The 15,829-nt window shown below is 52.4% G+C and carries 8 protein-coding genes; 4 read left to right on the top strand and 4 right to left on the bottom strand.

Features of this window, described 5'->3' with window-relative positions; genetic code table 11:
* Nucleotides 1–6: 6 nt before the first annotated feature.
* Both BUB30_RS06200 and BUB30_RS06195 read right to left on the bottom strand, forming a co-directional pair.
* Entirely contained in the window at nt 7–261 is a 255-nt protein-coding gene (locus tag BUB30_RS06200; RefSeq protein WP_073132000.1) for a hypothetical protein, read from the bottom strand.
* 106 nt (nt 262–367) lie between these two features.
* A complete protein-coding gene (locus BUB30_RS06195) occupies nt 368–1,729 on the bottom strand; it encodes a hypothetical protein (RefSeq protein ID WP_143164786.1) in 1,362 nt (453 codons plus the stop codon).
* Between the two features lie 514 nt (nt 1,730–2,243).
* Here BUB30_RS06195 and BUB30_RS06190 point away from each other — a divergent pair.
* The 4 genes from BUB30_RS06190 to BUB30_RS06175 all read left to right on the top strand — a co-directional run bounded on the left by BUB30_RS06190 (nt 2,244) and on the right by BUB30_RS06175 (nt 9,994).
* Complete coding sequence (locus BUB30_RS06190; protein ID WP_073131998.1) at nt 2,244–3,062, top strand: helix-turn-helix domain-containing protein; 819 nt, start codon at nt 2,244–2,246, stop codon at nt 3,060–3,062.
* Between the two features lie 39 nt (nt 3,063–3,101).
* Nucleotides 3,102–4,646, top strand: a complete 1,545-nt coding sequence (locus BUB30_RS06185) for an FAD-dependent monooxygenase (RefSeq protein ID WP_073131996.1) — start codon at nt 3,102–3,104, stop codon at nt 4,644–4,646.
* Nucleotides 4,647–5,124: 478 nt separating this feature from the next.
* Nucleotides 5,125–8,358 carry a SusC/RagA family TonB-linked outer membrane protein gene (locus tag BUB30_RS06180; RefSeq protein ID WP_073131995.1) on the top strand — a complete coding sequence of 1,078 codons (3,234 nt, stop codon included), beginning with the start codon at nt 5,125–5,127 and terminating at the stop codon, nt 8,356–8,358.
* 16 nt (nt 8,359–8,374) lie between these two features.
* A complete protein-coding gene (locus BUB30_RS06175; protein WP_073131993.1) occupies nt 8,375–9,994 on the top strand; it encodes a SusD/RagB family nutrient-binding outer membrane lipoprotein in 1,620 nt (539 codons plus the stop codon).
* Between the two features lie 878 nt (nt 9,995–10,872).
* Here BUB30_RS06175 and BUB30_RS06170 read toward each other — a convergent pair.
* Nucleotides 10,873–14,214: a VCBS repeat-containing protein gene (locus BUB30_RS06170; protein ID WP_221408665.1), complete on the bottom strand. Its 3,342-nt coding sequence runs from the start codon at nt 14,212–14,214 to the stop codon at nt 10,873–10,875.
* Between the two features lie 5 nt (nt 14,215–14,219).
* Nucleotides 14,220–15,755, bottom strand: coding sequence for an outer membrane protein assembly factor BamB family protein (locus tag BUB30_RS06165; RefSeq protein WP_084137926.1), 1,536 nt, complete (start codon nt 15,753–15,755; stop codon nt 14,220–14,222).
* Between the last annotated feature and the right edge of the window lie 74 nt (nt 15,756–15,829).

The following is a 15,829-nucleotide window of genomic DNA, read 5'->3' as shown; positions in this document are numbered from 1 at the left end:
ACGGATCTAAAAGATCCCATAAATTACTAACAATAGGTTGAGGCGTTTGAGTACCCTGGCAGAGACATCATCATAAACATACCCCTCTTCTTTAAACTTATGTCTCACCCGTTTCACGCTCCTTTTATGATGCCGTTTCTTAGCGTGAAACCCCGCATGAATTTCAGTATCCGAATGGCGCTCACCCATGCCGTAGCCATGCGCCAAAGTCGCCCCGGAGGCGACTTGCAAGATCAAAACAAGAGTAACGATTCGTGACATATCTTTGGAAGGTTACAACAATATAGTAAAAACCAGGTCCGCGCTTCGCTACAAGGCGAAACCGCGGAGAAGGGTTGACCTTCTCCGCAGTTCCCCAATGCACATGTCACCGCCGTCCGTGCATACCCCCACCGTGAAAGCCGCCGCCACCACTAAAACCACCACCCCGGACACCCTGCCATCCGGAACTATGAAATGAGCTGGCATTAAAATGCTCGTACCCACGTGTATTAAAATTCCCCGGCCTCACATTCATCTGATTCACATGACTGCTTGATCGCGCAGGACTAACCACCCGTGCGTTTTGATGGCTTGCCGCAGGTGCCGTGGGCCGGTTGCGACCACCGGTGACTACCGGCCGGTTCGCGCCGGAAAAGTGACTGTAGGCCGCATTGTTGAATCCACGAAACACATTCCGCCGGATAATATCGGTCCGGTGAATATTGTAGTAAGCATTGTAGTGATTATACAGCCCCGGATAGCGATGGTAGCCATATCCGAAAAACCAGTTCGCATAAAACCGCGAGGGCAGTCCTACCACAACAAGACCTCCACCGGGACCATAGTAAAAGCCGGTCTGATAATAGAACGGTGTCGGATACCACATCGGGCTCGTATACCAATACGGATAGCCGTACCAGTAGGGATAAGGATAGTTGTCGTAGGAATTGTTGGCGACGTAGGTGGGATTGGTATCATCCTGGTCGTACTGTTGCGCGAACTCGCCGGCCGCTTGTTTCATTTCGGTCTGGAGTTTCGGATCCTTGGCCACAGCGTCCTTATATTCTTGCAGATCTTTTGCATCCTGGTCGGTCAGTTGTTTGTTCAAATCATCGAGCTGTTGTGTGACGGCGCCGGGATTGTTTTTATAGGATTCGCCCAGGCTTACTGTAAGATCGATGTGGTCGGTCAACAAGTTCATGACATCGGGTGTCTCGATCACCTTCTTGAAATCTTGCTGCACCTGGGCCGGATATTTGGCGGTGAGCTTGTCGACCGTGGCTTGCGAGGTTTGATAGATGTCGTTGATCTTCACCAGGTCATTGAAGTGATCCTGGTACACCGCCAGGATTTGTTGTTGTATGTTTTCAGGATAGTCCTTCAACAGTGCCTTCACCTCGTCGACGCTTTTCCGGTTGCCGCTGGTCAGCGTGTTGGTCAGCTCCGGGAAGCGCGTTACCTGGTAGAACTTCTCCTGCTCTTCACGCGGATACGATGCAATAAGATCCTGGAACGACTGGCTGGTGCGGGACTGTACCCTCTCCAGCTTTACCAACACCTGCGGATATTGAGCGACATCAAGGATGGCCGCACGCATATCGCTGGAATAAGGAGCAATGGCAGAGATGATCTGGCTTTCATCTTGTGAAAGACTGTCCACCATTCCCTGCGCAAACGAAAGACTTGTAGCCGCCATGACCATGAACGACAGCATAAGCATTTTTAAATTTCTATTTAAGGTTTTCATAAGCTTCTTCCTTTCTCTTAGGATGAATTTTTTGTGGTAAAGTCACCCGCTGCTCCGCGCTATTTTATCAGCGGCAGCAAGTCATTCTCCTCTAAGCATGACGTGATTTTTTTTCACGTCTCAGATTTAGGCAGTTGTATTCGGGGGGATCACGTCTGGGCTGGGGGATGTTTGCAAGACGTTTGTCGGCAGACTTGCCGGACTGGTCTACACTTTAAAACTTTTTTAAGGTGCCTGCGTTGTGCAGCCGGCGATAGGTTTGGCGATTAAGTAGCGAGTCATTTTTACTTAAAACCCAAATAACACCTAAAAAATTCACCACACCATTGTTGAAGACCACGCCGCTGATTGAGTGCCGTTGTTGGAGTGCCGTTGTTGGAGTTCTTCTCCAACAACACAGCTTCCTCACTCATTTTTCAACCACACCTTGTGGAATAGGATAAAGTGACTAGAACGCAAGCCGCCGATGCGGTCAGACTTTTTAGGTGACAATCAAATATGCTACCTTTAAAAAATGCAGCACCAAGAATTTGAACCTCCTCAAGAACTGCGGGACACCATAAAGTGCTTTTGGTACAACCGAAGAGACTACGGGGAATCACAATCGAGCTTTGAGGTAATGCCGGATGGCTATGCTGAAATTATTTTCCATTTTGGAAGCGGCTGTAGCATCTCTGACAAGGGAAGCTTGCAGCCCTTGCCATCACCGTTTATGATGGGACTACTCAATCAGCCTGTTATTTTTTACGCAAGAAACGTTTTAGAAATTATCGGCATCCGATGCTTCCCCTGGACCGTGTTCGATTTGCTCGGACTGCCGTCGGGTAAGGACAGCGTGCGCATCTTTGAGCATCCCATCGCCCAACTTCAACCGGCGTTGAATGAATTGATTCAAGCGGGTAGGAGAGATGACGCGCTCACGCACGTGAAGCAGTATTTCCTGAACGCGCGGTCGCGCGTTGCTATGGACAGCATGCTATTCAAAGCGGGCGTTGCCATGCGGGAAGCAAATGGCACGCTGCCGGTAAGCCAGGTAGCGGCGGCCGCGCATGCAACGGTTCGGACATTGGAAAGGAAGTTCAAGCAATCTGCTGGTCACAGTGTTAAAGACGTGTCTGGACTGATGCGCTTTGAACAGGTACGAAACCAACTATGGCTTTATCCCGATTCCAACCTTGCCGCTTTAGCCCACGAGTTTGGCTATACAGATCAACCTCACCTCAGCCGGGAATTCAAACGCTACAGCGGCACTACACCCGCCGCATTTGCCAGGAAAGGAAAAAAAGAGAAACGCGTTTTGGGGAATGATTTTGTCGCGTTTCTACAAGCCTAGCGCGGGAGCATTCCGGAATTTTGTGTTTCAATCATCCTTATGACAGAAACACTTAAAAACAAAAACACCACACCAAATTTCCTTCACGATGTAATCATTTCCGGCGCAGGGCCTGTAGGTTTGTTCCTCGCCTGTGAACTGGCGTTGGCCAAATGCTCCGTCCTGGTATTGGAGAAGGCAACGGATCCCCACTCGCCTTTAAAGCAAATTCCTTTCGGGATCCGGGGACTCTCAGCACCAACCATTGAAGCCCTTTACCGGCGCGGATTGCTCAAAGAACTCGAACTACACAAACGTCTTAAAAACCCCCACCAAAACGCCAAGCAGGGTGCTCAACGACAAGTGGGACACTTTGCCGGCATTCCATTTCAGGAAGGCGACGTTGACACGTCCCAGTGGATGTATCGCCTCCCAAGCTCGACCGAAACAAGTTTAATTTCCGAAATACAGGAGATAGAAACGGTGCTGACGCGCCGCGTCACCGCCTTGGGTGTGGAGATCAAGCGCGGACTTGCTGTTACTGATGTTCATCAAACCGGGAATACCGTAACGGTTCAGTCCGGCGATCAATTTTTTCAATGCAAGTGGCTCGTGGGGTGCGATGGTAGTCGAAGCGTTGTTCGGAAGGCGGCCGGTATTGAGTTCGCCGGCACGGAACCGGAATTTACCGGTTACACCACGCTGGTTGACATGGCCGACCCGGAGAAACTCCGCCCGGGTAGAAACGTGACCGCCACCGGGATGTACTTGCAATCTCAGCCCGGCTACGTACTCATACAAGATTTTGATGGCGGAGCATTTCACAGTTCAGACATGCCCATCACCCTTGAACACCTGCAACAGGTGCTGCGCCGCGTCTCGAACACCGACGTCACGATCAGCGCCCTACACATGGCGACCACCTGGACCGACCGGTCACGACAGGCCAAGACCTATCGTAACGGACGGATCCTTTTAGCGGGCGATGCCGCGCACATTCATGCACCGCTGGGAGGCCAGGGACTTAACCTGGGATTAGGTGATGCCATGAACCTCGGCTGGAAGCTCGCCGCAACGCTCCGGGAGAAAGCGCCGGAAGGCTTGCTGGACAGTTATTACACCGAACGGTATCCCATCGGTGCGCAGGTGTTGGATTGGTCACGCGCTCAGGTGGCTATCATGAAACCCGACCCCCATGCGCGCGCACTAAACGCCGTTGTCCGCGACCTCATCCAAACACGCGACGGCGCCACCTATTTTGCCGGACGGGTGTGGGGCGTTTTCACACGCTACCCTCTCGAGGGCAACCACCCATTAACAGGCTACAGCGTTCCCAACTTCGAGTTCGAAGACGGCACATGCCTTGGCGAGCTCATGCACGATGGCCAGGGGATCCTGCTTGATTTTGATGGGAATGCTTCACTAAAAACTTTCGCGAGTGAATATGGCGACCGGGTCAAGTACATTTCAGGTCGCGCTAAAGACCCACTGGACGTAAGTGCCGCGTTGATACGCCCGGATGGAATTATCGCCTGGGCTTCTGATAACGGCGCAGATTTCAGCCAACTCCAGAAGATAGCGGCGCACTGGTTCAATCGTCGTTAAGTATTTCCATCGCAATGAACCGCTGATCATTATTGAATTTTTCTTTTTTTTTGATGGTTTTCCGGAGCGCATCCTGCTCGCGCCTGGAGAATTTCAAACTCCAAAATATTGGTTTTTGATGGTCCTTTCCGGGGTGTGCGCGTGTGCTTTGCCTGGTATTCCTTTTTTTTCAAAAACCGTCCTGGGCCGTCGTGTGCGCGCAAACGTTTACTTTTTCGGTTTGTTTATCTGATCCTTTTTTCATAAGTTAAATCATCGTTTTCGGGGACCCCCAGCCCGGCGCATTATAACAAAGTGGAGCGAAAGAATATCTGTTAGCATTCTCATAGGCTTGTTCTCAGGCATTGCCGCAAGGCATCTTGAAATGAATCGCGCGAGGATTGACTAGTTGGGATTAGGTTGAAAGGATCATTTCAAGACATTAACACGAAACCATTTTTGGTCTTTATAGTTAACTGTCCACCTAAATCTAACCCGTATGAAAAAACTCTACAGGAGCATGGGGCTGCCAATAGCCATGCTACTACTGTTCACCTCCATGGCACTGGCGCAGAACCGGACTGTGACCGGGACAATCACGGATGAGAATGGCTCTGGGATGCCCGGGGTCAATGTCATTGTAAAAGGTACGTCAGCCGGTACAACCACCGACAGCGACGGTAAGTACGCCATTGCAGTGCCAGAGGGAAACGCAACACTCGTGGTTTCCTTTATCGGCTATGCAACGCAGGAAGTTGAAGTCGGAGCGCGAACCGCCATCGACGTAAAACTGGAAAGCGATGTAAAGCAACTCAGTGAAGTGGTGGTGACCGCTCTCGGTATTGAAAGAAACACCAAAGCCCTGCAATCGTCGGTTACGCAAGTGAGCGGCGACAACTTCACACAAGCCCGCGAAAACAGCATGGTCAACGGTTTGGCTGGTCGTGTGGCCGGCGTGAACGTGACCAAGATCGCCACCGGTCCCGCGGGATCCTCGCGCGTTGTTATCCGCGGCGCGAAGTCCATTGGCACGAACACAAATAACCAGCCCCTGTATGTTATTGATGGTATACCCATGGATAACACCAACTACGGTCAGGCCGGAGTATGGGGCGGCGGCGATCAGGGCGATGGCACAAGCAGCATCAGCCCGGACGACATCCAATCGATGACCATCTTGAAGGGCGCTAGCGCGGGAGCTCTCTACGGTGCCCGGGCCGCCCAAGGTGTTATTCTCATCACCACCAAAAAAGGAAGTGCACGTAAGGGGGTGGGTATTGAGTTCAATTCCAACTTTGTATTTGAGAAAATTTACAACCTGACCGACTGGCAACACAGTTATGGTTCCGGCGCTTATACCGGCGTTGGTTCTCTCGCCAACCGCGTGTCTACCAAAGCAAGCAATCCGGAGGATGTTCAAACCGCTTTTGACAACGGATGGTATGACCAGGCCTGGGGTCCCAAATTGGATGGTTCCACCGTTTATCATTTCGACGGAAAGGCTCACCCGTATTCCTATCAGGGAGACCAGTGGGACAAATTCTATAGGACAGGAACGTCATTCACCAATAGCCTTGCATTTTCAGGAGGCAGCGAAACACAGAATTTCCGTTTTTCGATGTCCAATCTGAATAGTAAGAGCGTGATCCCCAATTCCGGTTTTGACAGGGTGAATCTCTCGCTGGCTTCGAACTCGAAGTTTGGCAAAAAATTAACCCTGACGACGAAGATCATGTACTCCAACGAGAAGGCAAAAAACCGTCCCAATGTTTCCGATTCTCCGGGCAACGGCATTCAATCCGTCTATTATATCAATAATGACTACAATATTGACGAGTACAAGGGTGATCCCAACAAACCAGGTGCGGTTTATGCGGATGGTCCTGTGCCGCTGGATGGTAAAAGTAACGGCCAGGAATTGCAGGGTTCTTCCAACTTGTGGGGACAAAATCCCTATTGGGCAGCCTACCAATTTAAAAACACCGATATGCGCGACCGCATTATCGCCTCTGGCCAATTGCGTTATGACATCACCGATTTCCTCTATGCGCAGGTGAAAGGCGGTATGGACTGGTCAACGAAACGCGGCTCGCAACTCACACCGGAAGGAACAGGCTATCAACTCGGCGGTGCGCTCACCGAATATGAGGCACGCCAGCGTGAGATCAACCTGGAATACATCGTTGGTTTTAACAAAACCTATGGCAAAATAGGTGTCAACGTGTTTGGAGGCGGCAACAAAATGACGCGGGAATATGAAAAAACCGATGCCGTCGGCAACGGCTTCAATACACCTTTCTTAGCGGCTATCAATAACGCGGCTTCGAAAACGTTCAACTATGATTATAGAAAGTCGGGTATAAACTCACTGTTTGGATCCGCAGAAATATCATGGAACAACGTTCTATACGTGACCGGTACGATTCGCAACGATTGGTTTTCGGTACTCACGCCGAGAATCAATTCGATCAGTTACCCGTCCATCGGAGCATCGTTTGTCTTCTCCGACGCGTTCACGGGTCTGCCCACCTGGTTAAGTTTCGGCAAAGTGAGGGCTTCGTGGGGGCAAGTGGGTAGTGCTTTTTCAGTCGACCCCTATAGCACCATTACACAATACACCACAGGTCTGACACACCTTAGCCGGCCCTTGGGATATTATTCTTCCGCGACAACCACGAATAATGGAAACCTGAATAACCCCGACCTCGTGCCCTACACCTCTACCGAAACAGAATTCGGTTTGGACGTGCGATTCTTTGAGAACAGACTCGGTATGGATTTAACATACTATTCTCAAAAAACAACGGACGATATCCTGAATGCTCCGATTTCGAGAGCGTCAGGTTTTGGAACCACTTCGGTGAACCTGGGCCAACTGACGAATAAAGGCGTTGAACTCTTGCTCACCGGCCAGCCTCTCCGTGGTAACCTAACGTGGGATGTGTCCCTGAACTTTGCGAAAAACAATAGTAAAATTGTATCCCTCATACCGGGAACCACGGTTTTCAACATTGAAGAGCCCCGCACCAGGACGGTGTATGTCAGCCAGATCGTAGGGCAGCCGTTTGGTACCTTAACGGGACTTAAGCAAAGAACCACAGCCGACGGACAGTTGATCTACGACAAAGACGGTGCACCACTAACGGACAATACTTACCAAATCCTGGGCTCGGGTGTTCCTAACTTCACGGGAGGATTGAACAACTCGTTTACGTACAAGCAATTCAATCTGACGTTCCTCATCGACTTCAAATCCGGTGGCAAGATCTACTCGGGCACGAACGTGCGGATGACGGAAGCCGGCTTCCACAAACAAACGCTGGCGGGAAGGGATGGCGAGGCACCCCTCCATGTCAAAGGTGTTCAAGAACTTGTAGATGACGCTGGCAACGTGACACAAGAGCCTATCGACAGAAACCTGGCACCCGGTGAGGCGCAAAACTATTGGTCTCAGTTGGGTGAACGTGCACAAGATCATTTTGTATACGATGCATCCTTTATCAAATTGAGACAGGTAACCTTTGGTTACAGCATACCCAAAGTCATGTTACAAAAAACTCCATTCCAAACGGTCTCGCTTTCCTTTGTTGCACGCAACCTGGCGATTCTATATAAGAACGCAGAGAACATTGATCCGGAATCGTCCTATACCAGCAACAACGCACAAGGTTTGGATTATTTTGGCGTGCCGCCCACGAGAACGTATGGCTTCAATTTGAGAGTAACCTTCTAATTTAAACCGAAAGACCATGAAGCAATTACATAAATACTGTCTAACGGTGATCCTCGCAGCCGTTTTTGTCGCTGGATGCGACACTGACTCTTTGCATAACATGAATACCGCGCCGCAATATGTTGACGAACTCAATTTGAATTTCTTACTCACCTCCGCGCAGCTGGGCTCGGCTTCGGGCGGCTCGGCAGGTGACAATCGCTACATCGACTGGCGCACGAATATCGGGATGTGCTCTTATGCCATACAGCAGCTTGCCAATGCCGGCGGCGGAATTGCTCCGGGCGATAAGTACACCGACAATGCAGAAACCGCCAGTGCACCGTTTCAATTCATCTACGGCGACGAATTGAACAACCTGAGTATCATTCTAAAACAAACCGACACCGGTGGCTGGGCCGAGGGTAAAAACCTAAACCTTCGCCAAGCGGCTCGTATCCTGCGTGCCTTTCTTTTCCACAGGCTCACGGACTATTACGGAAGCGTTCCATATAGCGAAGCGCTTCAGGGCGTGGATAAGATCTACTTCCCTAAGTATGACAAGCAAAAGGATATCTATGCCGACCTGTTGAAGGAGCTCGACGAAGCTTCTGCAGCCCTTAGTGATGCCAATCCGGATGAAGGCTTTGGCGCCGCTGACCTGTACTTCGATGGCGACATTGCAAAATGGAAAAAGCTTGGCTATACGCTGATGTTGCGTCTGGCCATGCGCATTTCGAATGTGGATGCTGCCACGGCCGCAACCTACGTAGGAAAAGCAGTTGCCGGTGGTGTCTTCGAAAGCAACGACGATAACGTATGGGTACCGATGGCCCTGACCCCCAGCCAATGGGTGAACCAAAACGGTATCAGCCGTGCGTTCTATCCTGGCGATGGTGGACAGCCTACCTTCCTAAGCAAGACGTTTGTCGATTGGCTGAAGGGCACCGACCTCAACGACGTTGCGGATGACGATCCACGGTTGATGATCATCAGCGGTGGCATCGGCGATTGGGTTCCTCCGAAATGGACGCCCATCACGACCGATCCTCTGAAACAAAAGGGCATGCCTAACGGCTATGATGCCGCCGGTCTCCAGGTTTACGAAAACGCTCCCAAACCCGTTGATCAAGATGTGACCTATTCCAAGATCAACCCCTTGATGCTGGACAACGATGAACCGTATATGCTCATGAACTATGCGGAAGCGGAGTTCCTGATGGCCGAGGCGGCAGAGCGCAACCTGGGTGGTCTTACTCCCGGCGATGCGCAGGAACACTATGAAGCTGGTGTGAAGGCTGCCATGCAAATGTACACGCCGTATGATGCTTCGCTAGTGGTCTCCGACGCAAAGGTGACTACCTACCTGGCCACCTATCCGTATGCCGGCACCACCCAGCAAAAACTTGAGATGATCGGAGAGCAAATGTGGGCGAGCAAATTCCTGAACTGGTGGGAAGCCTGGTCGGATTGGAGAAGAACCGGTTTCCCGGTCCTGATCCCAACCAACTACCCGGGTAACATCACTGGTGGAACGATTCCTCAGCGACTTAGATATCCGAATGAAGAAGTGGCCGGCAACCCGAAATTTAGCGAAGGTTCAACATCACCCAACCTCTACACGACCAAAGTGTGGTGGGCTGGAGGACCGGATTAGATCCCCGTTCGTGCATAATTCAAAAAGCCGTCTCATTCGAGACGGCTTTTTTTGTGTTGGTTTCGCCCCGACATGACGAAGGACTGCTGCGCGTCGATCAAAGCACGTCATTCCGCAGGCACAAGTTTCCTCGAGCTTCGCATGTGGCCCAAGGAATCCCGTGGATAGCACATTGGATCCGTGTGGTGATGTATTTCAAATCGGGGTGCGGCTGTCGGTGTTTGCCGGTATTCGTTTTAGTTCGTGCGCGGGCTATCCTGGTTCATTGCTCTCGGAATTCGGGATGTCTTGAACTTCTGGCGTAGGCATTTAGAAAACTCGTGCCTGCGACATGACGAAGGACTGCTGCACGTTGATCGAGGCACGTCATTCCGCAGGCACAAGTTTCCTCGAGCTTCGCAGGTGGCCCAAGGAATCCCGTGGATAGCACATTGGATCCGTGTGGTGATGCATTTCAAATCGGGGCTGCGGCTGTCGGTGTTTCTCGGGTTTCGTTTTAGTTCGTGCGCGGGCTATCCACGCTCAGTGCTCTCGGAATTCGGGATGTCTTGAACTTCTGGCGTAGGCATCTAAAAAACTCGTGCCTGCGACATGACGAAGGACTGCTGCGCGTGGATCAAAGCACGTCATTCCGCAGGCACAAGTTTCCTCGAGCTTCGCATGTGGCCCAAGGAATCCCGTGGATACACATTGGATCCGTGTGGTGATGTATTTCAAAATCGTTTTAGTTCGTGCGCAGGCTATCCAGGTTCAGTGCTTTCGGAATTCGGGATGTCTTGAACTTCTGGCGTAGGCATCTAAAAAACTTGTGCCTGCGACATGACGAAGGACTGCCTGCGGGCACAGGCATTTAAAACACTCGTGCCTGCGACATGACGTTAGTCGCGCTTGCGAAATACGAGTACGGAAGCATTGTTACGCGCGACAAAAATCCGTTTGCCTTGCGCCGTATTAATAACCGCAGCATCGCGCACTTCCCTTCTCAAATAAAGCGACGTATGCTCCTGGGCTTGATACGTGAACGACGTTCCATTGCCTTTCATGAACACCCCGCGACTGGCGTCATGGCGACCGGCTTGAGGTTTAAGAGCATAGAAATTTCCACCAAGCCACAAGTCGATCGCACCGTCCTGGTCGAGGTCATCGGCCAGGATGGCGAAGACGGGAGCGACTTGTGCTTCTTTGGGCAGCGGTGCCAGCCTGAAGGTTGTTCCTTCATTCCAAAGGATGGCGCTTTCTAGTGTTTCGACTTTATACACCAGCGAGCGTTCGCGGATGGCGGCGGGAAAAAGGGAGTCGTAGGTCTTGGTGGCGTAGTCGGCGTATTTGAGAATGCTTTTTCGCAGGGCAGGCAATTGACTGGTCAGTTCCAGTTTGGACACGAAGGGATAGGGGATGGTGTCGAGTGGTGGATACCAGGTGATGATGGGCTCGCTTTTGCCGTTGTCGTCGAAGTCGTTGACATACATCGCGACGGGGCGGGTGGTCGAAGCTTTGAATTTTGTGTTGAGGCCCCAGTTGCCCACCACGAAATCCAGGTCGCCATCTTTGTCGAGGTCGGCGGCGTGGATGCGGTTCCACCAGCCCGTGCTGTGGGGCACGGTGTCGGGGTCGGTGAGCAGGCCTTTGTCGTTTTTGAAGACGTGGATGGCCATCCAATCGCCGACCACAACGAGTTCTTTGAAGCCGTCGCCGTTGATGTCGGCCCAGGCGGCGTCGGTCACCATGCCCACGTTGCCCAGGGAGGGGAGCGCGATGTTGAGCCATTCGCCGCGGTCGTACTTGAGCAAATAACTTTGCGGAGGCAGGCCGTAGTTACCCGGCACGGCGCGTGCGCCCAGGAAGATTTCTGCATGGCCGTCGTGATCAAAATCTTCGGCGAGGAGGGTGGAGAAATTGCCGATGAGTTGGGGGATGGCCGTAGGGTTGGGGGAGAAGTTTCCTTTGCCATCGTTTTTGTAACAGCGCACCAGGAAATTGGAGCGATCCATTTCGGGTTCGTTTCCTCCCGAGCCGATCATGAGGTCGAGATCGCCGTCGGCATCCTGGTCGAAGAAGGCGCCACAGGTGCTTTCAAATTTCTTGTCGTTTATAAACGCCGGGGTGGGTTTGGACTGGAATGTGCCGTCACTTTTTTGGAGAAACAATTTACACGGGTCGCCCGCCGCGCCGAGCAGGACGAAGTCATCTTTGCCGTCGTGGTTCACATCGCCAGTTACCAGGCGTGGGCCTTCGGTAGACAACATCCGCGTCAGCAAAATTTCCTGATCGAAGTCGTTGTGGCGATTTTCATGGTGCGTGGCGTCGCCGTGGAGCACTTGCGCGCTGACGTCTTTAAAAGCGTTGCTGGCTTGATTTGCTGACTGCTTTGCCGGGGCCACAATTGCCTTCGCATAGTCAAGCGTGAGCGATTGATCGGCCTTCACTTGCGCGAGGGTTTCCTTCTTGCCGTCGGGCCATATCACCGTGAGTGTGTCGATGCGATCGGTTTGTCCTAACCCAAAGAGCAGCGAGGGCTCAATGCTGCTTTGAAAACCGCGCGTATTGAAATTTTGCAACGTCATGATTTGCTTGCCCATTTGCAATGTCACTTGCGCACCGATGCCAAACGGATCGCGCGCCGGTCCTTTGAATGTCGTCTTCAGATAGTGATTCTTTTCTTTTGTGTTTGTTTCGTTCCGATAGACAAAACAAGGCGTGTTGATATTGCTCACCACCAGGTCCAGGTCGCCGTCGGCATCCAGGTCGGCGTAGGACGATCCATTGCTGAAAGAGGGCTGTGCCAATCCCAGCACCTGCGCCTTGTTTTGAAAATACCAGTCGCCGGTATTTTCAAATGCATAGTTTGCCAGCGGATGCGAGGGAATGAGGGTAATGAAATCGCGGTAATCAAATTTCCCACGACGGCTGATGACCTCATTCTTTTTCTGAGCATCACCAATGAACTCGCGGAAGTCCATCGACATGATGTCGCGTTGGATGCCGTTGCTCACAAAGATGTCTTTGCGCCCGTCGTTCTCAAAATCAAAAATGAGCGCGCCCCAACTCCAGTCCGTGGCCGAAACGCCGGCTTGCAGGGCAATCTCCTGGAAGAAGCCGTGGCCATCGTTGAGGTGGAGACAATTCTGCACCATTTGATAATGGTAGTTTGCACGATATTTAGTGTCTTCCAGGTGATAGGGGTCGAAGGCGATGGTGGCTTTGAGCCGGTAGTTGTCGGCAGGCAACATGTCGGTGGTGAAGATCTCGGGGCTGCCGTCGTTGTTGAGGTCGGCGATGTCGGCACCCATGCTGGAGACGGAGCAATAGTCGATGCGGTCGATCAGTTCTTCGTGGAATTTGCCATGGCCCTGGTTGATGTAGAGATAGTCACGCTCCCAAAAGTCATTACTCACATAGATATCCGGTAAGCGATCGTTGTTCACATCGCTCACGGCCACCCCCAAACCAAAGCCCACGGCGCTGCTGTAGATGCCCGCCTCGCGGGTGACGTCGGTGAACTTCTCGCCGTCGTTGCGCATCAGCTTGTCGCCACCCGGATCGGCGTGTTCGCGCATCTTGCTGTAGAGCTCGATGCGGGCGGGGTCTTTGAAACTGTTGTTGAGGATGTAGCAGTCCAGGTCGCCGTCCTGGTCGTAGTCAAAGAAGGCGGCATGAGTGGAATAGCCTTCGTTGTTGAGGTTATAGGCTTTTGCTTTTTCGGTGAAAGAGCCGTTGCCGTTGTTGATGAAGAGTTCGTTCTCGCGAAAGGCGCCGTCAACGTCGCCGGAATTACACACGTAGATGTCGAGCCATCCGTCCGCGTTCACGTCGGCCATGGTCACGCCCGTGCTCCAGACTTTTGTTCCCGCCACGCCGGCTTTGTCGGTGATGTCTTCAAAAACAAAATGGCCTTTGTTGAGATACAGTTTATTCTTGTCCTGGTTGGAGGTGAAATAAATATCCGGTAGCCCATCGTTGTTGATGTCGCCGATGGCCACGCCGCCGCCGTTGTAGAAGTTGCGGTAGGTGAGGACGTTGAACTTCTCCTCGTCCACCACCTTGTTCACAAAGCCGATGCCGGTCACGTCCGCGCCAAGTAACGTGAAGAGGGGTGTGGTCTTGTCCGTTGCAGCGGCAGGTGTTGAGGCTTCCTTCTTGTCGCAGCCGCTGCACAAGAGCAGGAGCAGGAGGAAGGGGAGGTGGGTTCTTGTTTTTGATGATGTTGGCAAGGGTTGCACGATGCTTACGGGGTTATGTGGTCGCCGTCGAAGATGCCATCGCCAAAAGTTCCCATGTAGGCGCCCCATCGAACGGGTGTTTTCACCCGGATGGGTGTAGCGATGCGTTTGATGCGGGTTCCTAAAAACAGTAAAAGATCACCATGGTGATAATACTGGCAATGCACAATGTCCAGGTAGCCGTCGCCGTCGAGGTCTCCGATCCAGGGGGTGGAGAAAATGTTCTTGAACCCTTTGGTTTGGTCGATCACCTGCACGGCGCTTTTGCTAAAGTCGATGGCAATGAGTTTGTTTTCCATCACCGGTGGGGTCTTGCCGGCAAAACCCAACGCACAGTCGAATTCATTCACGCTGATGATGACCTCATCGCGGCCGTCGCGGTTGAGATCATAGACCACGGGCGATGAAAAACCCGTACAGCCGATGGAGTCCGTATAGGCGATCGCGCCGGTTTTGCCGTCGATGAGCACCTGGCGCGAGCCGGCACTGTTGGGCCACTGGCCGCGGCTTACAAACGTAAAAAAATCGGGAACCTCATCGTCGGTGAAATATCCCACGGCAAAGCTATTGCTGCACTCCGTGCCCTTGACGGATTGGGTCCACAGTGGTTGGAGGGTCTTGCCATCGATCGCCACGATTGTACTGCCGTGCGTGATGGCCACGATGTCGCGATAACCGTCGGCGTTGATGTCGGCGATCGAGGGTGGGGCAATAAAGCCATGACCCGTTTCGGTCGCAATGGGGGTGGCGTTGGCGAGCCGGTGTTGCAGGAGATCTTGCAGGTGGCCTGCGTATAGATGGCCGTTGATGGTTTCGCCGCCGGTACCAAAGATGAGGGTGAGATCGTTGCTTCCCGGTTGCGAAAAGCAAACGGGCGACATATAAGACTCTTTGCCATCGGGCATGGTGTCGGCGGCCAGGATGTTTCCGGTTTTGCTGTCAAAAAGCATCAGCACGCCCGGGTAGCGGTCCTTCTCCGTGTCGGGCGCGGCCGCTGCGTTGCCGCCGTTCACGGTGAGGAGGTCTCTGATGCCATCATCGTTTTGATCGGGCACGAGCACGCTGTTGTTGAAATTGAACCGCGCATATTTTAAAATGGAATCCTGCGCATGGTCCGCGACGTGATACTCCCAAAGCATGGAGCCCGTTTTGCCATCCAGCGCTTTGAGGTGAGGGGAGCGGCCTCCGATGAAAATGTCGGGGGTGCCGTCGGCATTGATGTCGCAGAAGGTGGCCGAGCCATAGACCTGATCGGTTGCGGTTTGCTTCCACAGGAGTTCGCCGGTTTTTCCATTCAGGGCGATGATGCCGTGATCGCTTTTTTGAAATTCATTTTTGCCGGCTCCCATTACCAGGTCCAGCACACCGTCGCCATCGAGGTCGGCCGCGCGCGGCGATGATTGTGAGCCGATGGTGCCGATATCTTTGGTCCACACCACTTCACTTTTTCGCCTTCCGCAACCCATGAGCAGACAGCTCATCACCACCGCAAATCCGTAGCAGCAAAGCGGGCGAAAACACACACCAGGAACACGCGGCATAGGCAAAGGATAAAGCCCAAAAAGCGGGCTTATCAAAGATCACATTTTACGGCAAAGAACCGCTACTTTTTTCC

The sequence above is a fragment of the Chryseolinea serpens genome, from assembly GCF_900129725.1.
GTDB classification, from domain to species: Bacteria; Bacteroidota; Bacteroidia; order Cytophagales; family Cyclobacteriaceae; genus Chryseolinea; species Chryseolinea serpens.
The sequence above is the reverse complement of the archived record's forward strand: the minus strand, read 5'-3'. Positions and strand labels throughout refer to the sequence as shown.